A 21282-nucleotide genomic window follows, 5' to 3' on the forward strand; every position below is an offset into this window, starting at 1 on the left:
TGATGCGTAACGACGGTCAGCATTTTTACGACAGGTTCCCCGGAGTGCTCGCCCTGTCGTTTGGCGCGGTGGCATGGGGCATCTGTTCGTCGGCAACGGCATCGCTCGGCCTTTATCTGCAGAACAGGCTCGAAACCGACAATTTCCTTATCATCGCAGTGCTGTTCTTCGTCGGCGGACTGCTCGGCTGGTTGGTCGCCGCCGCCGCATTCTGTGTCGTGCCATCAGCAAGCCAGAATGCCATCCGCTTCGGCACGGCCTTTATCCTGGTGGCCATCTCCACATGTCTTGCCACCGCCCTCATCTTCGCTCTGCAATACCGCGTCTTTTATGCGCAGTGGCACGCACCCGTCTTCTCGCGCATCTGGTTCTTTCAGCAGCTCTTCACGTCGCTTGGCGCCATCTACCAGTTCTCGGTCATCGGTCTTCGCCTGTATTTTCCTTATGCTCTTTTGCCGATCCTTCTGGCCAGCGCCATACTTTGCCGCCGCACGCATTGAGATTGCCGGAACACTTTGCTAAACGGGCAGCAAATTTCCTCCACAAAGAAGGCCCTTGCCATGATCCCTCGTTACTCCCGGCCGGAAATGGTCGCTATCTGGTCGCCGGAAACAAAATTCCGCATCTGGTTCGAGATTGAGGCCCATGCCTGCGACGCGCTGGCCGAAATCGGCGTCATTCCGAAGTCCGCAGCGAAGACGATCTGGGAAAAGGGCGGCAGCGCTAACTTCGATGTGGCGCGCATCGATGAAATCGAAGCTGTAACCAAGCACGACGTCATTGCCTTCCTGACGCACCTTGCCGAATTCGTCGGCCCCGACAGCCGTTTCGTGCACCAGGGCATGACCTCCTCCGACGTTCTCGACACGACGCTGAACATTCAGCTCGTTCGCGCCGCCGACCTGCTTCTGGCCGACATGGACCGGCTGCTGGCCGCGTTGAAGACACGCGCCTTCGAACACAAGAACACGGTGCGCATCGGCCGCAGCCACGGCATTCATGCCGAGCCGACCACGATGGGCCTGACATTTGCCCGCTTCTACGCGGAGATGGATCGCAACCGCGCCCGCCTCGTCAACGCCCGCGCTGAAATTGCCACGGGCGCCATCTCCGGCGCCGTCGGCACATTCGCCAACATCGATCCTTCCGTGGAAGAACACGTCTGCAAGGCGCTCGGTCTTGCGCCGGAGCCGGTTTCGACCCAAGTCATTCCGCGCGACCGCCACGCCATGTTCTTCGCAATCCTTGGCGTCATTGCCTCGTCGATCGAAAACGTCGCGATCGAAATCCGCCACATGCAGCGCACCGAAGTGCTGGAAGCCGAAGAGTTCTTCTCTCCGGGCCAGAAGGGTTCTTCGGCAATGCCGCACAAGCGCAACCCCGTGCTGACCGAGAACCTGACGGGTCTTGCCCGCCTGGTACGCATGTCGGTTGTTCCGGCGCTGGAAAACGTTGCCCTCTGGCACGAGCGTGACATCAGCCACTCCTCCGTGGAGCGCGGCATCGGTCCTGACACCACCATCACCCTCGACTTCGCGCTGAACCGTCTGGCCGGCGTTATCGAGAAGCTGGTGATTTACCCGGACAACATGCTGAAGAACATGAACAAGTTCCGCGGCCTGGTACATTCGCAGCGCGTTCTGCTCGCGCTCACGCAGGCAGGCGTGTCTCGTGAAGACGCATATCGCCTGGTCCAGCGCAACGCCATGAAGGTCTGGGAACACGGCGCAGACTTCCTTGAAGAGCTTCTGGGCGATGACGAAGTCCGCGCAGCTCTTTCCGAAGAGGTTATCCGCGAGAAGTTCGACCTCGGCTACCACACCAAGCACGTCGACACGATCTTCAAGCGCGTCTTCGGCAACGCTTAAGAACAAAATCAGAAAAGATAGTAACGGCGCGATCTTGATCGCGCCGTTATTGCAACACAGATATGGGCCCATGAAGGTTTCAGAAGCAGATATTCTTATCGTACCCGGTTACACCAATTCCGGCCCCGACCACTGGCAGAGCCGTTGGGAGCGCAAGCTTTCCACCGCGCGCCGGGTTGAGCAGGCGGAATGGTCAAAACCGGTGAAGGAAGACTGGGTGGCAAGGCTGGTCGAAGAGGTCAACGCCTCGACCAGACCGGTTGTCATCGTTGCCCATTCGCTCGGCGTTCCAACCGTGATCCATGCCCTGCCCGAGATTGGCAAGAAGGTGACGGGCGCACTTCTCGTTGCCCCGCCTGACGTCGCCAACGATGCGATCAGGCCGAAACACCTGATGACGTTCGGCCCCTACCCGCGCGATCCACTGCCGTTCCCGACCATCACCATCGCCAGCAGGAACGATCCGTTCGGCTCTTACGAACATGCCGACGAAATTGCTGCTGCATGGGGTTCGCTGCTGATCGATGCCGGAATGTCCGGACATATCAACGCTGAGTCCGGCCATGGTCCCTGGCCGGAAGGCGGCATGGTCTTTGCGCAGTTCCTGAGCAAGCTGAAGCCTTCCGAAACCTGACCGCAGGCTTCTTCCGGCGCCTGTAACGAGAGCAATCAACGCGCGAATATTCGCTGACGCGCGTTGCGGCCCTTTTCTCTTCTGTGTCAGAATTCGACTTGCGCCGCGCCCGAAGCAGCCCTATCCATTGGTCGTAAGACTATGCAACTGTTCACAACCGACCCCTATCTATATTAGACATGTTGCAAACACCGGATTTCCTGTAGATTGACATTTCGCAACTTTCGGTAACGCCGTCGTGAATTTAACGATAGATTAAACCGGCAACGTTACAGTTAACCTTCGTAGAAGGCGCGTGAAGAAAATTATTTAATATCAAAGACATCTCAAAATGGGCCGGATCGATTGAGCGTAAATCGTGTTCTCAGTGCCATATTCGAAAGCCTACCGGTTCCGACGCTGGAACTGGGCAAGGATGGCCAGGTATTGCAGATACCTGAACACGCTCCTCTTTTCACCGCACTGCCAGACAAGACCAGCATATTCGGTCTCGTCAACAAGGATCACCATCCAGCAATCAAGGCCGCGCTCGCCAATCCAGAGCAGCAATTGCCCTTTTCCGCCGATGTCCGGCTTGCCACTGTAGACGGCGGGCAGGACGTTTTCGTCGTATTGTCCATCGGCAGGATGGAAGTGGATGGAGAACAGCGGCTTTTTGCTCAGCTGACCGATATCACCAATCAGAGACGGCGCGAAAACGCCATCGCATTCCGCGAAAAACGCTGGGATAGCGCGCTTGTCAGCGCCGGTCTTGGTGTCTGGGACCAGAATTTCGCGACCGGTGAAATGTACGGCTCCGACATCTGGCGCCAGATCCGCGGCATCAGAAACGATAGCGAGCTGGAAACTGATTTCGAGCGCTGGGCGCAGAAAATACACCCCGACGACCGGGAACATACCCTGCATTGCATCGAACGCCAGAACGCCGGTGACCCTGCCTATGCTGTGTTCGAATATCGCGAGCGCCACGAGGACGGCCGCTGGGTCTGGATCGAGTGCCGGGGCGCCTGTGTCGAACGTGATGAAAACGGCAAACCTGTGCGCATTGTCGGCACGGATGCGGATATTTCACAGAGAAAAGAAACCGAACATCAGGTCGAACGCATTTCGCGGTCCCTGAAACTTGCACTCGAAGCCTCTCAGGTCGGCGTGTTCGTGGCGAATTTCGATACCGGCATCACCGTATGGGATGACCGCATGTACGAGATCATGCAGATCGAAAGGTCGGAAACCATAGCGGTCGGCGGGCTCTGGGAAACCCGCGTTCATCCCGACGATATCGAGCGCGTCGAAAAGAACGTCGGATACCATGTCGCGCGGATGATCCCGTTTTCGGAAGAGTATCGTGCCATCATGCCGGATGGTTCGTACCGTTATATTCGCGCACGCTCTCTGCCGTTCATCGATTCCGATGGTCAGAAGAAGATGATCGGGGTGAACTGGGACGTCACCGCCGACGTGGCGCTCCGCAATGAACTGGAACGGGCCAAGACGCTTGCCGAGGCCCGCAACCGCGAACTCGAAACGGCCAAGACCAGGATCGAGTACAACGCCACCCACGACGATCTGACAGACCTGCCGAACCGCCGTTATCTCGATGCGATGTTCGACGGTTTTGCCAGGGAAAGTTTCGCCGAGGGCAAGGGTGTCGGGGTTCTCCACGTCGACCTCGACCGCTTCAAGCAGATCAACGACACACTCGGTCGCAAGACCGGTGACATGATGCTGAAGCACATCGCCGCGCTTTTGAAAAAGAACGCGCGCAATGCCGATTTTGTCGCCCATGTCGGTGGCGACGAATTCGTTGTCATCTCCCGGTTCTCAGGCAATCAGCGCAAGCTCGCATTGATGGCCGACCGGTTGATCAAGGAAATTCGAAAGCCCGTGCACTTTGAGGGGCATGTCTGTCGCCTCGGCGCCAGCATCGGCATTGCGAGCAGCTATGGTCTGACGTCGGACGTCAAGCAGATACTGCTCAATGCCGATATTGCCCTCTACAACGCCAAGAAGCGTGGCCGGAACCGCTACGAATTCTTTTCCGCCGATACGCAGGACATTCTCATCAACACCAAACGCATGTCCGATGACATCCTGCTGGCGCTCGAACGAGATGAATTCATCCCCTTCTACCAGTTCCGTTTTGACGCCCAGACACTGGACATTGCTGGCGTAGAAACACTGGCACGCTGGCAGCACCCGGAAAAAGGCATCCTGACACCTGATCGTTTTCTCGCGATCGCCGAGGACCTCGATGTCGTCTCGTCGATCGATGCGATGATGCTCGACAAGGCGATCAAGGATTTCAAAGCCTGGGATATGGCCGGTCTCGATGTTCCGAATATTTCCGTCAACGTCTCGTCGCGACGCCTGCATGACCCCGGACTGATGAAGTCGCTGTCCAATGTCGATATCCCGCCCGGCTCGGTATCTTTCGAACTGCTGGAATCGATATTCCTCGACGACAGCGACGAAGTGGCTATTTCGAACCTGCGCCAGTTGCGAGACATGGGCATCGATATCGAGATCGACGATTTCGGCACCGGCCACGCCTCCATCGTCAGCCTTCTGAAAGTCAGTCCGAGCGTACTGAAAGTCGACAGGCAACTGGTGCGCACAGCACCGCAATCGTCTGAACAGCGCAAGTTGCTGACATCGATCATCGACATCGGCCGCTCGCTGAGCATCAAGGTTGTTGCCGAAGGTGTGGAAACGGCAGCCCATGTCAGGGTGCTGCAGAAGCTTGGCTGCGACTACCTGCAGGGCTATGCGCTGTGCCGGCCATTACCGCAGCAGGCAATCATCCCGTTCGTCCAGTCGCAGCCCTGGCGGCAACTGAACCTGGAAAGCCCGGGACCAACGCGCAAGCGCGCTTTTTGAGGCGCTTTCCCCTTTGCCATCGTGAAAACATAATTTTTCTTCGCTGATGGATGTCGCGTTCGTGGCATTCGTCTTCACGACGAATGGGATATTCATGAAGCACCGCTGCTGAAAAATCGTGACCGACGGTATCATTCAGGCGTAACCTGCAGCAGACCATAAGAATCGAAGGGAAGATATGCCGCCCGCATTGTAGAATTCTCTCTTTTCCGTTATGGGACCGCTTCAAAGACAGAAACGCAACGCCGACAGAATCGGCGTCAACCAAGAGACCTGCTAATATGAATCGTCGCCGCCGTATCTACGAAGGCAAGGCCAAGATCCTTTACGAAGGTCCGGAGCCGGGAACGCTCATCCAGTTCTTCAAGGACGATGCGACCGCCTTCAACAAGAAGAAGCACGAAGTCATCGACGGCAAGGGTGTGTTGAACAACCGCATCTCTGAATATGTCTTTACCCATCTGAACAAGATCGGCATTCCGACGCACTTCATTCGCCGCCTCAACATGCGCGAGCAATTGATCCGGGAAGTCGAAATGATCCCGCTTGAGGTTGTCGTGCGCAATGTCGCCGCCGGCTCGCTATCCAAGCGTCTTGGCATCGACGAAGGCGTTGTTCTTCCGCGCTCGATCATCGAGTTCTACTACAAGTCCGATGCACTTGAAGACCCGATGGTCTCCGAAGAGCACATCACGGCTTTCGGCTGGGCAAATCCTGCCGAGCTTGATGACATCATGGCACTGGCGATCCGCGTCAACGACTTCCTGTCCGGCCTGTTCCTTGGCGTCGGCATCCAGCTCGTCGACTTCAAGATCGAATGCGGCCGCCTGTTCGAAGGCGACATGATGCGCATCATTCTCGCTGACGAGATTTCTCCCGATAGCTGCCGTCTGTGGGATATCGAGACCCAGGAAAAAATGGACAAGGACCGCTTCCGCCGTGACATGGGCGGACTGCTGGAAGCCTATTCCGAGGTCGCGCGCCGGCTTGGCATCATCAATGAAAACGAACCGATCCGCGGCACTGGCCCGGTTCTGGTGAAGTAACTGCCGTTTTAAGTGAAATCAGGAGAAGATCAGGTGATCAAGGCACGGGTGACTGTTACGCTGAAGAATGGCGTTCTCGATCCGCAGGGCAAGGCAATCGAAGGCGCGCTCGGCAGCCTCGGTTTCGAAGGTGTGGGCCAGGTCCGTCAGGGCAAGGTGTTCGACCTCGAAGTCGGCGGTACAGACAAGGCCAAGGCCGAAGCCGACCTGAAGGCAATGTGCGAAAAACTGTTGGCCAACACGGTTATCGAAAACTACGCCATCGCTATTCTCTAAGCTGAGGAGCCGTCGTCCATGAAATCCGCCGTCGTTCAACTTCCCGGCCTCAACCGCGACCGCGACATGATCGCCGCCCTGACCAAGATTTCCGGCAAGGCGCCCGTGACCATCTGGCAGACGGAAACGGAAATTCCCGATGTCGACCTGATCGTCATTCCCGGTGGCTTTTCCTACGGTGACTATCTGCGTTGTGGCGCAATCGCTGCACGTATGCCGGTCATGCAGGCCATTCGTGAAAAGGCTGAAAAGGGCGTCAAGGTTCTTGGTGTCTGCAACGGCTTCCAGATCCTCGTCGAAGCCGGCATGTTGCCGGGTGCATTGATGCGCAACGCATCGTTGAAGTTCGTCTGCCGCGAAGTGAAGCTCGAAGTCGCCAACAACGACACCGAATTTACCCGCGCTTACGACAAGGGCCAGATCCTGCGTTGCCCGGTTGCTCACCATGACGGCAACTACTTTGTCGAAGCCGACGAACTGAAGGCCCTGGAAAACAACGGCCAGGTCGTTTTCCGTTATGCCGAAGGTACCAACCCGAACGGCTCGCTGAACGACATTGCCGGCGTAATCAACGCCAAGGGCAATGTTCTCGGCATGATGCCGCATCCGGAAAACCTGATCGAAGCTGCCCATGGCGGCAACGACGGACGCGGCCTGTTCGCATCGGCGCTCGGCGTCATCGCGGCCTGATCCCGCACAAGGCCCAAAGGGCCGACAAAATACAGAGCGGCGGGACCGGTTCCGCTATCCGCCGCTCCCGCCTGTTCTCATTTTTCGGATAAACGTGATGAGCCGCCTGCTTCGCTTTACTTTCAGCCGTGCCGCAGGTCTGACGCTTGCCGCCCTTGCCCTCGCCGCTTGCCAACCCAAACCGCAGCCGGTCAGTTCCGTTTCCCACGCAGCATTGCCGACCATGGAGCGCATCGCGCTCGGCGCCAATGCCTGCTGGTTCAAATCCGGCGACCCGGCATTCAAGTCCTACCGCCTTGCACCCGAACTGAATTCCTTCTCCGGCCGCCCGCGCATTCTTCTCGTGCCGCGCAACAGCCCGGAATCCAGACCGATGCTCGTCGTCCAGGCGGAAGGCAATCCGGCAAAGCTCGATGCTTTCGGTCCTGTGATGAATGAGGGTATGTCGTCTCGCATTGCCGCCGACGTCAAGCGTTGGGCAAATGGCGGCAAGGGTTGCTGATCTAACAGCCTTCCGCACATAAAAAGACCCGCCAGGCCGGTTGGGATTGGCATGGCGGGCCTGCCGATGGCATTAAGGCGCCGGGGAAAGAAGGCGCCGCTCTCCGGCAGAAAATCAGCAGGCACCGGGCCGCAGAACCTGATATGGTCTGCTGGTGATCCGCTGACAGAAAACTAAAGGGATCGCGAAGGCCAGTTGAGAAGATCGGCCTTGCTTGCCTCCCTCTGGGCCTCCTGACGCGTCAGACCGATATCGAGCAATTGCTCATCGGACAATTCGCGCAGGGCAAGACGGCCCGACCGCTTCATGAACCACTGAGATGCGCGCACAATGACGCGACCAATAAACGTGCGGGCGATCCTGGCCGGAAACGGCGCCGGTGCAACCATGTCACCGGCATCGCGGAACACGCGTTCCCGTTCGTAACCGTCAGGATAAATTGTATCCATTGTCGAAAGGTATTGATCCATCTTGCGCATATTGCACCTATTGTCTCCATTTATATTCACATTGAACGCAAACAATAAATACAATTGACTCATAGACAGATACAATGCATAAATTGTCACCATGACAAATTGGCTTCCAGACATCACCAAGGGCGATGGCCCGATTTATCTCCGCCTTGCAGACAGCGTTGAAGGCGCGATTTCGGATGGCACGCTTGGCGCCGGCACAAAATTGCCGCCACAACGAAACCTCGCTTACGACCTGGGCGTGACAATCGGTACAATCAGCCGGGCCTATGCGCTGATACACGAGCGCGGGTTGGTCAGTGGCGAGGTTGGCCGCGGCACCTATGTCAACGAACGAAAATCTCCCACACCGCAGACCCAGGCCGCGCCGACAACGACGGCCTTCGGTGGAACACGCCACGGGCTCGACGTTAAGGGCGAATTCCGCATGAACACGACGGCCGCCCCCGATATCGGCCAAAGCGCATTGATCAGCGCGCATATCGGTGAGATTGCCCGAGACTGCCCTTCCGAGATCACCAATTACATCAGGGCATTGCCGGATAGCTGGTGCATCGCCGGCGCGCGCTGGCTGTCGCAGAATGGCTGGTCCCCCAAGCCGGAGAACATCGTCTCCACGCTCGGTGCGCATGCAGGCGTGATGAGCGTCATTACCGCCATGACTGCGCCCGGCGACCGGATTGTTTTCGAGCCCCTCACCTATTCGCACATCAGCCGCAGCGCGGCCCTTGCCGGACGGCGGGTGACGCTGGTCGAAGCGGATGAGAAGGGCATCGTTCCCGAAGATTTCGAACGGGTCTGCGCCCAGCAGCACCCGAAGATGATCTTTCTGATGTCGGCCGGCCAGAACCCCACTTGCGCCACCTTACCGGAAGAGCGGCGGCGGATGATTGCCGACATCGCCCGCAAATACGGCGTCTGGATCATCGAAGACAATTTGTACGGCGCCATGACCCGCGAAGAAATTCCGCTTATCGCTGAGTTCGCGCCGGATATGACCTTCGTTGTGGGAGGCCTTTCCAAATCTGTTGCAGCCGGCGTCCGTGGCGGCTGGGTCGCCTGCCCCGCGCAATTTTCATCGCGAATCCGCATCTCGCATTCGATGATGACTGGCGGATTGCCGTTCATGCTGGCGGAATTGAATGCCCGCCTCGTCAACAGCGGTGACGCGCACGATATCCGCAAGGACTGTCTTGCCGAGATCAATCAGCGCGAAGCGATCGCCAGAAAGGTTCTTGCCGGCATGGAGTTCAATTCCCTGCCGGATATTGCCTTCCTCTGGCTGAAGCTGCCTGAACCCTGGCTTTCCGGGACATTCCGCAGCGCTGCTGCGCGAGAAGGCGTGCTGATCGATGATGAGGACGAGTTCAAGGCCGGCAGAGCCGAGAAGGTCTATCACCGCGTCCGTATCAGCTTCTCCGGCCCCTCGACGCAGCAGGAAATGACCGAAGCCTTCGGCATTCTGCGCCGCCTCCTCGACAATGGTTCGGCAGGATATGAAAGCGTTGCCTGAGCCGATCTGACGGCAACAGAGTCTTTCGCGCAACAGCCGGCGGAATTCGAAAACCGGATCATTTCCTAACCCCGCGAATCTGGCATCCTCCGCCTGATCAGAGCGGGGGATTGATTCGATGGTTGCATTCGGTTCCTTTTCCGCCAGGCGTGCAATCGCTCTGGCTATGATGTCTGCCCTTTTGCCCATTGCTGCAGTGACGGGGGCGCAGGCTGCCGAGGGCACCGTGTTCGACGAGTTGCGGTTTGGCACCACAGCCTCCGTCTCCAATCCGGACAATGGCGGCGAAGACGGCGTATTCCCCGCCTTCACCGCATATTTCGACCCCTTCGCCAACGCTTCCGCCGTCACGCTCGGTCAAAAGCTTGCCCGCCCCCGTCTGCACATCGGCACTGAAATTGGCACCGATGGCGCTGCCAACACCATTTTCGGCGGCGTGAACTGGACCTTCGATCTCAATCCGAAAATCTTCATCGATCTTGGTTTTGGCGGGCTGTGGCATGACGGCAAGCTGAAAAACGACCCCGGCGAAACAGGCCCTGAGTTCGGCTGTCGGGCGCTTTTTCACGAATACGCCGCGATCGGCTATCGCTTTGACAACAACTGGAACATTTCGGCCCAGATCGAGCACGCATCACACGCCAATCTTTGCGACGGCCCCAACGACGGACTGACGCGAGTGGGCCTGATGGTCGGTTACAAGTTCTGAATAAGGGCATAAAGCGGCGATTTGCTGGGTTTACCGCGCATTTTCCTGTCGCGCCAATCAGCCTCTTGCGCTAAAGAACCGGAAACTTCCCTCGGCTCGAACCGCGTGAGACCTATGTCGATTCCAAACTCCATCAAGATCACCCCGGAACTCGTTGCATCCCACGGGCTGAAGCCCGACGAATACCAGCGTATCCTCGACCTGATCGGACGAGAGCCCACTTTCACCGAGCTCGGCATCTTTTCCGCCATGTGGAATGAGCACTGCTCCTACAAATCTTCGAAGAAGTGGCTGAAGACGCTGCCGACCAAGGGGCCGCGCGTCATTCAGGGACCGGGCGAAAACGCCGGTGTCGTGGATATCGATGACGGCGACTGCGTCGTCTTCAAGATGGAAAGCCACAACCACCCGTCCTACATCGAACCTTACCAGGGCGCGGCAACCGGCGTCGGCGGCATTCTGCGCGACGTGTTCACCATGGGCGCGCGTCCGATCGCAGCCATGAACGCGCTGCGCTTCGGCGCTCCGGATCACCCGAAGACCCGTCACCTTGTCGCAGGCGTTGTTGCAGGCGTTGGCGGCTACGGCAACTCCTTCGGCGTACCGACCGTCGGTGGCGAAGTGGAATTCGATCCGCGCTATAACGGCAACATTCTGGTCAACGCATTCGCTGCCGGCCTTGCCAAGTCCGACGCCATCTTCCTTTCCGAAGCCAAGGGCGTTGGCCTTCCGGTCGTTTACCTCGGTGCGAAGACCGGCCGTGACGGCGTGGGTGGTGCAACGATGGCGTCTGCCGAGTTCGACGAGTCCATCGAAGAAAAGCGCCCGACGGTTCAGGTCGGCGACCCCTTCACCGAAAAGTGCCTGCTGGAAGCCTGCCTTGAACTGATGAAGACCGGCGCGGTCATCGCCATTCAGGACATGGGAGCGGCTGGCCTGACCTGCTCGGCTGTTGAAATGGGCGCCAAGGGCGACCTCGGCATCGAGCTTGACCTGAATACCGTGCCGGTGCGCGAAGAGCGCATGACGGCTTACGAAATGATGCTGTCGGAAAGCCAGGAGCGCATGCTCATGGTGCTCGAGCCCTCCAAGGAAGACGTTGCCAAGGCGATCTTCGTCAAGTGGGGTCTGGACTTCGCCATTGTCGGCAAGACCACCGACGATCTGCGTTTCCGCGTTCTGCACAACGGCGAAGAAGTTGCCAACCTGCCGATCAAGGATCTCGGCGATCAGGCTCCGGAATACGACCGTCCGTGGACACCGGCCAAGGTTGCCGCACCGCTTGCGGAAAACGACGTGCCTGCGGCCGATGTTGCCGATGCGCTCGTTTCGCTGATCGGTTCTGCCAACAACTCGTCGCGCCGTTGGGTCTACGAACAGTACGACACGCTGATCCAGGGCAACTCCCTGCAGCTTCCAGGCGGCGACGCCGGTGTGGTGCGCGTTGAAGGTCATGACAAGAAGGCACTTGCCTTCTCCTCCGACGTAACGCCGCGTTACGTCGAGGCCGACCCATTCGAAGGCGGCAAGCAGGCCGTTGCGGAATGCTGGCGCAACATCACGGCGACCGGCGCTCTGCCGCTGGCTGCCACCGACAATCTGAACTTCGGTAACCCGGAAAAGCCCGAGATCATGAGCCAGCTCGTTCATGCCATCAAGGGCATCGGCGAAGCCTGCAGCGTGCTGGAATTCCCGATCGTTTCGGGCAACGTCTCGCTCTATAACGAGACCAACGGTCAGGCGATCCTGCCTACCCCGACCATTGGCGGCGTCGGCCTGCTGAAGGACTGGGGCAAGATGGCTCGCATTCGTTTTGCTGCGGCTGATGAAGTCATTCTTCTGATTGGCGCGCCTGTCGGCCTCGGCAGCCATATTGCCCAGTCTGTCTACATGCGTGACATTCACGGCCGTATCGATGGCCCTGCCCCGCATGTCGATCTCGCTGCCGAAAAGCAGAACGGCGATTTCGTTCGTTCGCTGATCGTCGACGGACTGACGACTACCGTTCACGATTGCTCGTCCGGTGGTCTGGCGCTCGCTGTTGCCGAAATGGCAATTTCGTCCGGTATCGGTGCAACTGTTGATGCGGTTGAAGGCCATAATCCTATCCTCAGCTTCTACGGCGAGGACCAGGGTCGCTATGTTCTGACGGTCAAGACATCCGACCTCGAAAAGGTCGAGGCGGCTGCCAAGGCATCGGGCGTTTCCTGCCAGAAAATCGGCGTTACAGGCGGCTCCAGCGTAAAGCTGGGCACGGCGCGTGCTGTCGAGATTAAAGAATTGCACTCGGCCTATGAATCGTGGTTCCCTGAATTCATGGACGGCGAAACTCTCGTCGCTGCAGAATAATCAAGGAGAAACACCATGCCCATGAAACCCGGCGACATTGAAGACATGATTAAGGCGGGAATCCCCGGGGCAAAGGTCACGATCCGCGATCTGGCCGGTGATGGCGATCATTACGCGGCGGAAGTCGTCGCTGACGCATTCAAGGGCAAGACCCGCGTGCAACAGCACCAGATGGTCTACGACGCATTGAAGGGCAACATGGGCGGCGTTCTGCATGCCCTGGCCCTTCAGACATCTGCGCCTGAGTGATCTGCCCGCAAGATGAAACTCAAAGGCCCGCGTGACATCTCACGCGGGCCTTCTTGTTTTCAGAACTGGAAATGGCGTTGCCGCTTACAGGACGGGTGGCTGCTGCGACTCCAACCCGGCAAACGACGCCACCGGCAAAGGCCCGGCGGTCATCAAGGTAAAATCGAATCCCGACTTGCGATCCGGGCCGAGCACATATTGCCTGTGCATACGCAGGAAGTTGCGCTTGTTCTTCTTGTAGCGCTCCGCCGAGAGCGAATGCTTGAAGCGGATCGGCACGATGGTGGGCTGCTGCGCATCCTCATGGCCGGCAAGATGGGCCGTATTGCAGCGATAGAGATGAATGGGGTCGGTCAGGCACTGAATGTCGAACCATGTCACCTCCGGGTGATGCGCGACCGTTCCGATGCTCTGCCGCAGCCGCGTTGCGCTCGACAGGAAGGCGCATTGCAGCGCAGCCCCGCCAAGGGTCGAGAAGGATAGCTTGCGGCCCTTGAGGGCATCCGGCTGCAATTCCAGAACCCGTCCGATCACGGCCAGTGCGAGACTTGCACCCATGCTGTGAGACACGACGAGAATTTCTTCTGACGGCTGTTCAAGGGCGAGAAGCACCGCCTGCGCTTTGTCCTCGATCCAGTCACGCGCCAATGGGTCGTCCCTGCCCACCGCAAGCGCAAACCGCCAGTCGGCGTAAAGATGCAGGGTATGGAAACGCTCCGCAAACGGCAGGAATGCTTTTACGAAGAACAGCCCCGCAACCGGCACGCTCAGCAGACAGAGCCAGGCGGAAAGGCCGAACAGCCAAGGCAGAAAGGTGATTGCAACAGTCGCGGCACCGCCTGCCAGCATCAGGAGAAACGGGAAAATGAAAAACAGTCCAAACCGCCAGGCATGACGGAAGTAGCGAACGGCAGCGCCTTCGGCGATGATCCCTGCTCCGGCCTTGAAGCCAGAGGCCACCTGCTGCGCGACAGACGTGCTGCGCAGATGCGAAATGATGTCGTTGTGATCGTAGACGAAAATGGAGGAACGCGTGTTTTTCTCGCCTATGCGGGCATCAACCGTGAAATGGTCGCCGGCCGGTGTGCTCTCCAGCTTGCCCACCTCATAGGCCACGTCCCAGGTCTTGCCGGCAAGGGCAGCGGCGCGTTGATACCGCAGATGGTGGGCAGCCGCATCGAGAGGATCGAAACCGGGAAAATAAAATACCAGCCGTGACTGCACAGTCGCCATAAACAAAGAACCTTTGGGTTTGAAATACCCAAAAGGATCGCTTGATACAGTGGGTGACGCACGTATAGTAAAAATCACGACCGAAATATGGTAGATTTTGCAGGCGGTGAAAATTTGTCCAAGATCGTAGATGAGCTCGTTGGCGGCGTCATGAAGGGCGCCATGGCTGAGATTCTGAAAAAGACGGGCGTCAAGAAAACCCGCCGCACAAAGCGCAGGACCAAGAGCAGCACCTCGCTAGCAGGCGGTATTGTCGGCTCGATCATCGAGGCGGCGCTCGGCGGCAGCTCATCCTCCACTGCCAAGCGTAAACCAGCCAGAAAGCAGGTCAGCAAACGCCGCACCGCCTCCTCGCGCAGCAAGCAGAGAAGCCGCTAAGGTACGAGTTCGAAAATCTGACCCGACGGGTTTGCAACTGCCGCAGTTTTTTAGCTGCGGTGGGTGGAAATCGCGTCGCGACATGTTATTTAAGAACAAAGACAAAGCAGCGGCCTTGACCCGCATGTTGAAAGGATTTGGCCCATGAGCGGCATCAACGACATGATCGACAACGAAGTGAAGAGCAACGATGTGGTGCTGTTCATGAAGGGCACACCGCAGTTCCCGCAGTGTGGTTTCTCCGGCCAGGTCGTTCAGATTCTCGATTATCTCGGCGTCGACTACAAGGGCATCAACGTGCTTGCCGATGCCGATATCCGCCAGGGCATCAAGGACTACTCCAACTGGCCGACCATTCCGCAACTCTACATCAAGGGTGAGTTCGTCGGTGGCTGTGACATCGTAAGAGAGATGTTCCAGTCCGGTGAACTTCAAAACCATTTCCAAGAACAGGGTATCAGCGTCCGCGGCGCGGCCTGATTTCGGCCGGGAAACCGGCCCACTCTGATTGTCAGAAAACTATGCCAGGCGTTGCGTCATGCAACGCCTTTGCCGTTATTTTGGGGCAAACTCTGTGACAAATCTTTCACAATCCACCGCTTCGCGCGCAGGCTCGATGGGGCGCACGGAATTTATTGGCCTGGCCGCAATGCTGATGGCGCTCAATGCACTGGCCATCGACATCATGCTGCCCGGCCTTCAGGAAATCGGCGCGTCGCTTGGCGTCGAGAACGAAAACCATCGCCAGTATGTCATTTCCGCCTATCTTCTCGGTTTTGGTATTGCCCAGCTTTTCTACGGCCCCATTTCGGACCGTTTCGGGCGCCGCAAGCCGATGTTTTTCGGTCTGGCTATCTACATCGTTTCAGCCATCGCCGTTGTTTTTGTACCGTCCTTCTCCGGCCTGCTCATGCTGCGCTTCATCCAGGGCATCGGCTCGGCGGCAACCCGCGTCATCACAGTGTCGATCGTCCGTGACATCTATGGCGGCCGCCAGATGGCCGAAGTGATGTCGCTGATCATGATGGTCTTCATGGTTGTGCCTGTCATCGCGCCGGGCACCGGCCAGATCGTGCTGTTCTTTGGTGACTGGCACCTGATCTTCGCCTTCATGGCCGTCATCGCAGCCGTGGTGACCGCGTGGATGTATTACCGTCTTCCCGAGACACTGCACCCGGATGATGTACGCCCCCTGACGGTTCGTTCGGTTATCGGCGGCTTCAAGATCGTCCTCACCAACCGCATTGCGCTCTGTTACACACTGTCCAGCACCTTCATCTTCGGCGCCCTGTTCGGCTTCATCAACTCCGCAGAGCAGGTCTACAAGGGCATTTACGGGCTCGGCGCATGGTTTGCGGCCGCCTTCGCCGGCGTCGCATTGTTCATGGCCTTCTCGTCCTTCATCAATGCCCGGCTGGTCGGCAAGTTCGGCATGCGCAAGCTCTCGCACGGGTCGTTGCTTGGCTTCATCGCCATCACCTTCCTGTGGCTGCTGGTGCAGGTTCTGGGGCCGGAACCGATGCCGTTCGCGATCTTCATCGTGTTCTTCGCGCTCGCCATGTTCCAGTTCGGCTGGATCGGCTCGAACTTCAACTCTCTGGCGATGGAACCACTGGGTCACGTCGCTGGAACAGCCTCGTCGGTCATCGGCTTCATGGGCACAGTCGGCGGCTCGCTGATCGGTGCCGTTATCGGACAGGCTTTCGACGGTACGGCGCTGCCAATGGTCGCCGGCTTCTTTGTCGTCTCGATCATCGGCCTGATCTTCGTGCTGATCGGTGAAAAGGGCGTGTTGTTTCAGGCCCACAACAAGCCGACGCGATAAGAACGCATTTCATTAAAGACAAAGGGCGCGGGAATGTCTTCCCGCGCCCTTTTCTTTTGGAAGATACCGTCTTCAGACGGTGAAGATCTTCTCGCGCAGCAACTCCCAGGTTGCCTGATCAGGAGCAAGCAGCAGCCCGCCATCGACATGGCTCGGCAGATAAGCCGAACCGTCCAGACGCGCCGCATAGGCGCCGGCTTCCTGCGAAATCAGCGTACCCGCCAGGTGATCCCAGGGCATCAGCTTGTTGTACATCAGGAAGTGCATGTGACCGCCGCAGAACAGGCGATATTCATGCGCCGCGCAACGATAGCTGGTGAACAGGCGCACATCGGCGAGGTTCAGCAGCACCTTGCGACGAGTTTCGATATCGAAATAGCCGGTATTGGCAATGCCGATCATCTGCGACAGCTCAGGCGCCGGGACGACAGACATCTGCGTCTGTGCACCGTCTGCGCTGCAGAGCCACGCGCCGGAGCCCTTCTCGGCAATCACCCAGTCATTGCCCATCGGATCGAAGATAAGGCCGGCAATGGTCTCGCCCTTGGACACGACGCTCATCATCACGCCGAAGAGCGGCAGGCCGGATGCGAAATTGTAGGTGCCGTCGATCGGATCGACCACAACAGCAAGATCGGCATCGGCGATTTTGCCAAGCAGCGACGCGTCCGCCGCAACCGCTTCCTCACCGATAAAGACCGCCTGCGGCATGATCTCTTCGACACGGGCGCGGATCAGGCGTTCAGCAGCCTCATCGGCTTCGGTCACGAGGTCGATCGCCTCGGTTTTGATACGCACGTCACCATCGCCCAGATTACGGAACCGCGGCAGAATTTCCACCGCCGCCGCTTCCTGAAGCGTGGTGGCAAGCGCTGCAATGTCGAGTTCGATACTCATGGGCGTCATCCTTCCTGTGGTCTTGAATTTATAAGGCAGCAATTTCCCGGCGCAGCATTCTCCAGCTCTCCTTGTCAGGCGCGGACAGAATGCCACCGGTGATGTCTCCGGGACGATATGGGGTATTGTCGAAACGGGCCGTGTACCCACCCGCTTCCTGGTGAACGAGCACGCCGGCCAGATGATCCCAGGGCATCAGCTTCTCGTGACCTATGAAGTGCAGCTTGCCGGTGGAAACCAGCCAATATTCATGCGCCGAGCAGTTCAGCGAGAGCGCCATCTTGGTCTTCGCCATATTGGCCGCGATCACCGGACGCCGATCGATGTGGCTGTGCCCCCAGGAGAAGATACCGACCATATCCGAAAGCGGTACCGGATCGGCGACCTTGAGCTTTGCCCGCGTACCGTTTTTCCGCGTGAGGTAAGCCCCCTCGCCTTTGACGGCGATGATGGTGTCGGCCATGACGGGATCGTGGATGATGCCGGCAACGGTTTCACCCTTGACGGTCACCGCCAGCAAGGTTCCAAAGGCAGGAAAGCCGGACGCGTAATTGAACGTGCCGTCTATGGGGTCAATGACGAAGGCAAGTGGCGCATCGGCTAGCGCCGGAACAGCGGACTTGTCCGCATCATAGGCTTCTTCACCCACGATATGCGCCTTCGGGAAGCGCGCCAGCAGTGCCGCTGTAATCCGTTTTTCAGCGAGAAGATCGGCCTCCGTCACAAGATCCACAGCCGACGACTTTTCCGAGATCGCTCCGGCGCTCAGGTTTCGGAAACGGGGAAGAATTTCTTCCGCGCCGACAGCGGCAACAGTGGAAACGAGAAAGTCGAGGTCGGAATCAGAAAGTGGCATGGAGGATCTTTTTCATAAGGGAGGGTGGGCCTCCCTACGCTCCTGATGTGACGGCTCGGTGACAGCAAGCGCCGAAAAGTCGAAAAGCTTCGGATCGAGCAGATGTGACGGGTTCACGTGCGCAAGCGCCCGCAACATCACATCCTTGCGGCCCGGCATACGCCGCTCGATATCCGCCAGCATGTCCTTCATGGCATTACGCTGCAACCCGTCCTGCGAACCGCAAAGGTCGCAGGGAATGATCGGGAATTCCATGGCAGCGGCAAACTTCGCCATGTCGTCCTCGGCGCAATAGGCAAGCGGCCGCAGCACCATCAGGTCGCCTTCGTCATTCATCAGCTTGGCGGGCATGCCCGCAAGCCGGCCGCCATGGAAGAAATTCATGAAGAAGGTTTCGAGAATGTCTTCGCGGTGATGGCCGAGCAGCAACGCGTCACAGCCCTCCTCGCGGGCAATGCGGTAGAGATTGCCACGCCGCAACCGCGAACAGAGCGAACAGTAGGTTCCGCCCTGCGGAACCTTTTCCTTCACGACGGAATAGGTGTCGCGATATTCGATACGGTGCGGCACGCCGATCCCGGTGAGGTACTCGGGCAGAACGTGCTTGGGGAAATTCGGTTGCCCCTGATCCAGATTGCAGGCGATCAACTCGACCGGCAGAAGACCGCGCCACTTCAGATCCAGCAGCAGCGCCAGCAGGCCATAGCTGTCCTTGCCGCCGGATAGCCCGACGAGCCAGCGTTTCTGACCCTTCAGCATGTCGAAGTCTTCGAAGGCCTGTCGCACGTTCCGGAGCAAGCGCTTGCGCAGCTTGTTGAACGAGACGGAACTCGGCGCGTTGGCAAACAGCGGATGCGAGCCGTTTTGCTCTCCGGTCAGATCCTGATCCGGCATATCATCGATGCTCGTGATAATGTTCATGATTAGCTCGCTTGGCTTGCCCGCCACCTTTGATGCTCGAAATGCCTGTATATGCCGGGAAGATCAAGCCCCGAACACGGACCAGCCGGTTTTTGTCGCCAGCATTTCCAGCGCAACTGAACCCAGCGCCGAATTGCCGACCTTGTTGAGACCCGGCGACCAGACGGCAATCGACGCCTTGCCCGGCGCCACCGCGAGAATACCGCCGCCAACACCGCTCTTGCCCGGCAGGCCGACATGATAGGCGAAATCGCCCGAACCGTCATAATGGCCGCAGGTCAGCATCAGCGCATTGATCCGTCGGGCCCGACGATCGGAAACGACAGTGTGCCCGGTCAACGGGTTGCGCCCGTGGTTTGCCAGAAACAGCCCGGCACGGGAAAGCTGCGAGCAGCTCATGGCCAGCGCGCACTGATGGAAATAGACACCCAGCGTATAGTCCACCGGATGATGGATATTGCCAAACGAACGCATGAAATTGGCAAGCGCCATGTTGCGGAAACCGGTCGCCTGTTCCGACTTCGCCACCGTGTCATCAATGCTGATCGTATCGTCGTCGGCAAGATAACGCACGAAACGCAGGAGTTCACCGATTGCTTCGCGCGGCTGATGTCCGGCAAGCACGATATCGCTGACGACGATCGCACCCGCATTGACGAAGGGGTTGCGCGGAATGCCATGCTCATGTTCGAGCTGGACAATGGAATTGAAGGACGAGCCGGACGGTTCGCGGCCAACACGGTTCCAGACTGTCTCCCCCGCCTTGCCGAGCGCCAGCGTCAGCATGAAGACCTTGGAAATACTCTGGATCGAAAACGGCGCCAAAGCGTCGCCCGCCGTATAGGTCGTGCCATCCACAGTGGTTACGGCAATACCGAACTGCTTCGGGTCGATCTTGGCCAGTTCGGGAATATAGTCAGCGACTTTCCCCTCGCCCAGCCGCGGCACCATGCTGCCATAGATCGAATCGACGATCGCCTGAATGTCCTGCATACCCAGCCTTCCGCAACAAACAAAAAAGCCGCCCACAAGGGGCGGCTTCTTGAATAATAAAACCCGACGATTAACGCGAGTAGAATTCGACGACCAGATGCGGTTCCATGATGACCGGGTACGGAACGTCGGACAGCGAAGGAACGCGAGCGTAGGTCGCAACCATCTTGTTGTGGTCAACTTCGATGTAGTCAGGAACGTCGCGCTCAGCGAGAGCAACTGCTTCGAGAACGATTGCGAGCTGCTTGGACTTCTGACGAACTTCGATAACGTCGCCCGGCTTGCAACGGTAAGAACCGATGTTGACGCGAACGCCGTTAACCGTGACGTGGCCATGGTTGATGAACTGGCGCGATGCGAAAACGGTCGGAACGAACTTTGCGCGGTAGACGATGGCGTCCAAACGCGACTCGAGCAGGCCGATCAGGTTTTCAGAGGTATCGCCCTTGCGACGGTTTGCTTCGTCGTAGGTTGCGCGGAACTGCTTTTCACGCAGTTCGCCGTAGTAGCCCTTGAGCTTCTGCTTGGCGCGCAGCTGCGTGCCGAAGTCGCTCATCTTGCCCTTGCGGCGCTGGCCGTGCTGGCCCGGGCCGTATTCGCGGCGGTTAACCGGGGACTTCGGACGACCCCAGATGTTTTCGCCCATACGGCGGTCAATTTTATACTTAGCCGATTCGCGCTTGCTCATCGTATTTCCTTCTAAACAGGTTATGCCGGTCCGTTGCCAAACCGGATTAAGGAAACACGCCCTCCTCTGAGATCCGTTTCAGAACCTCTGACAGGATTCTCACACACGCTTGTGGAGAAGCCACGGGACATGTCGGTGATGTTGACCGCCGAACGTCAGCTTATAAACTGCAAGGCAGTCAACGAAACACACCGGACATCACTGCCCGGCGTTGGGGCGGCTTCTATAGCTGTTTTACAAATTTGTCAAACACGCCATTTTCGTTTTTTTACAGCTCCGCTCTTGAAAAGCCGGAAAGGCTT

The 21282-nt window shown here is 58.1% G+C and carries 22 protein-coding genes; 15 read left to right on the forward strand and 7 right to left on the reverse strand.

Translation table 11 applies throughout. From position 1 onward, the window contains the following. Positions 1 to 2 precede the first annotated feature (2 nt). The 8 genes from FY156_09625 to FY156_09660 all read left to right on the forward strand — a co-directional run bounded on the left by FY156_09625 (position 3) and on the right by FY156_09660 (position 7893). Positions 3 to 500 carry a hypothetical protein gene (locus FY156_09625; protein ID UXS01707.1) on the forward strand — a complete coding sequence of 166 codons (498 nt, stop codon included), beginning with the start codon at positions 3 to 5 and terminating at the stop codon, positions 498 to 500. A gap of 60 nt (positions 501 to 560) precedes the next feature. After that, the gene (locus FY156_09630) at positions 561 to 1868 is read left to right on the forward strand and encodes an adenylosuccinate lyase (protein ID UXS01708.1); all 1308 of its coding nucleotides are present in this window, start codon (positions 561 to 563) and stop codon (positions 1866 to 1868) included. A 70-nt stretch (positions 1869 to 1938) separates the two neighbouring features. Further along, positions 1939 to 2502, forward strand: a complete 564-nt coding sequence (locus tag FY156_09635) for a serine hydrolase family protein (GenBank protein UXS01709.1) — start codon at positions 1939 to 1941, stop codon at positions 2500 to 2502. Positions 2503 to 3129: 627 nt separating this feature from the next. Beyond that, on the forward strand, positions 3130 to 5379 hold the full coding sequence (locus tag FY156_09640) for an EAL domain-containing protein (GenBank protein UXS03102.1): 2250 nt from the start codon (positions 3130 to 3132) through the stop codon (positions 5377 to 5379). 281 nt (positions 5380 to 5660) lie between these two features. Beyond that, positions 5661 to 6425, forward strand: coding sequence for a phosphoribosylaminoimidazolesuccinocarboxamide synthase (locus FY156_09645; GenBank protein ID UXS01710.1), 765 nt, complete (start codon positions 5661 to 5663; stop codon positions 6423 to 6425). A 33-nt stretch (positions 6426 to 6458) separates the two neighbouring features. Continuing rightward, positions 6459 to 6701: a phosphoribosylformylglycinamidine synthase subunit PurS gene (gene purS / locus FY156_09650; protein UXS01711.1), complete on the forward strand. Its 243-nt coding sequence runs from the start codon at positions 6459 to 6461 to the stop codon at positions 6699 to 6701. Between the two features lie 18 nt (positions 6702 to 6719). Beyond that, positions 6720 to 7391: a phosphoribosylformylglycinamidine synthase subunit PurQ gene (purQ, locus tag FY156_09655; GenBank protein ID UXS01712.1), complete on the forward strand. Its 672-nt coding sequence runs from the start codon at positions 6720 to 6722 to the stop codon at positions 7389 to 7391. A gap of 97 nt (positions 7392 to 7488) precedes the next feature. Continuing rightward, positions 7489 to 7893 carry a hypothetical protein gene (locus FY156_09660; protein ID UXS01713.1) on the forward strand — a complete coding sequence of 135 codons (405 nt, stop codon included), beginning with the start codon at positions 7489 to 7491 and terminating at the stop codon, positions 7891 to 7893. Positions 7894 to 8066: 173 nt separating this feature from the next. Here FY156_09660 and FY156_09665 read toward each other — a convergent pair whose 3' ends face one another. After that, positions 8067 to 8372: a DUF1127 domain-containing protein gene (locus FY156_09665; protein ID UXS01714.1), complete on the reverse strand. Its 306-nt coding sequence runs from the start codon at positions 8370 to 8372 to the stop codon at positions 8067 to 8069. A 91-nt stretch (positions 8373 to 8463) separates the two neighbouring features. Here FY156_09665 and FY156_09670 point away from each other — a divergent pair, with 91 nt between their 5' ends. The 4 genes from FY156_09670 (at position 8464) to FY156_09685 (ending at position 13189) form a co-directional block, all read left to right on the forward strand. Further along, positions 8464 to 9882: a PLP-dependent aminotransferase family protein gene (locus FY156_09670; GenBank protein ID UXS01715.1), complete on the forward strand. Its 1419-nt coding sequence runs from the start codon at positions 8464 to 8466 to the stop codon at positions 9880 to 9882. A gap of 118 nt (positions 9883 to 10000) precedes the next feature. Further along, positions 10001 to 10591 (forward strand): acyloxyacyl hydrolase, encoded by a 591-nt coding sequence (locus FY156_09675; GenBank protein ID UXS01716.1) that lies wholly within the window; start codon positions 10001 to 10003, stop codon positions 10589 to 10591. A gap of 114 nt (positions 10592 to 10705) precedes the next feature. After that, positions 10706 to 12940 (forward strand): phosphoribosylformylglycinamidine synthase subunit PurL, encoded by a 2235-nt coding sequence (purL, locus tag FY156_09680; GenBank protein ID UXS01717.1) that lies wholly within the window; start codon positions 10706 to 10708, stop codon positions 12938 to 12940. A gap of 15 nt (positions 12941 to 12955) precedes the next feature. After that, positions 12956 to 13189 carry a BolA family transcriptional regulator gene (locus FY156_09685; protein ID UXS01718.1) on the forward strand — a complete coding sequence of 78 codons (234 nt, stop codon included), beginning with the start codon at positions 12956 to 12958 and terminating at the stop codon, positions 13187 to 13189. 84 nt (positions 13190 to 13273) lie between these two features. Here FY156_09685 and FY156_09690 read toward each other — a convergent pair whose 3' ends face one another. Continuing rightward, a complete protein-coding gene (locus tag FY156_09690) occupies positions 13274 to 14422 on the reverse strand; it encodes a hypothetical protein (protein UXS01719.1) in 1149 nt (382 codons plus the stop codon). Positions 14423 to 14536: 114 nt separating this feature from the next. Between FY156_09690 and FY156_09695 the strand changes: the two genes are divergently transcribed. The 3 genes from FY156_09695 to FY156_09705 all read left to right on the forward strand — a co-directional run bounded on the left by FY156_09695 (position 14537) and on the right by FY156_09705 (position 16625). Next, positions 14537 to 14800, forward strand: a complete 264-nt coding sequence (locus FY156_09695) for a hypothetical protein (protein ID UXS01720.1) — start codon at positions 14537 to 14539, stop codon at positions 14798 to 14800. Between the two features lie 144 nt (positions 14801 to 14944). Next, a complete protein-coding gene (gene grxD, locus FY156_09700; GenBank protein UXS01721.1) occupies positions 14945 to 15280 on the forward strand; it encodes a Grx4 family monothiol glutaredoxin in 336 nt (111 codons plus the stop codon). A 136-nt stretch (positions 15281 to 15416) separates the two neighbouring features. Then, positions 15417 to 16625: a multidrug effflux MFS transporter gene (locus FY156_09705; protein ID UXS03103.1), complete on the forward strand. Its 1209-nt coding sequence runs from the start codon at positions 15417 to 15419 to the stop codon at positions 16623 to 16625. 72 nt (positions 16626 to 16697) lie between these two features. On the opposite strand, the gene FY156_09710 is transcribed toward FY156_09705, so the two are convergent. The 5 genes from FY156_09710 to rpsD all read right to left on the reverse strand — a co-directional run bounded on the left by FY156_09710 (position 16698) and on the right by rpsD (position 20980). Continuing rightward, positions 16698 to 17522: an inositol monophosphatase gene (locus FY156_09710; protein ID UXS01722.1), complete on the reverse strand. Its 825-nt coding sequence runs from the start codon at positions 17520 to 17522 to the stop codon at positions 16698 to 16700. A gap of 28 nt (positions 17523 to 17550) precedes the next feature. Further along, the gene (locus FY156_09715) at positions 17551 to 18378 is read right to left on the reverse strand and encodes an inositol monophosphatase (protein ID UXS01723.1); all 828 of its coding nucleotides are present in this window, start codon (positions 18376 to 18378) and stop codon (positions 17551 to 17553) included. Between the two features lie 12 nt (positions 18379 to 18390). Continuing rightward, entirely contained in the window at positions 18391 to 19299 is a 909-nt protein-coding gene (ttcA, locus tag FY156_09720) for a tRNA 2-thiocytidine(32) synthetase TtcA (protein ID UXS01724.1), read from the reverse strand. A gap of 63 nt (positions 19300 to 19362) precedes the next feature. Next, positions 19363 to 20292: a glutaminase gene (locus FY156_09725; GenBank protein UXS01725.1), complete on the reverse strand. Its 930-nt coding sequence runs from the start codon at positions 20290 to 20292 to the stop codon at positions 19363 to 19365. 70 nt (positions 20293 to 20362) lie between these two features. Continuing rightward, positions 20363 to 20980 (reverse strand): 30S ribosomal protein S4, encoded by a 618-nt coding sequence (rpsD, locus tag FY156_09730; GenBank protein UXS01726.1) that lies wholly within the window; start codon positions 20978 to 20980, stop codon positions 20363 to 20365. Between the last annotated feature and the right edge of the window lie 302 nt (positions 20981 to 21282).

The sequence above is a fragment of the Agrobacterium tumefaciens genome (assembly GCA_025559845.1).
Taxonomy (GTDB): Bacteria; Pseudomonadota; Alphaproteobacteria; order Rhizobiales; family Rhizobiaceae; genus Agrobacterium.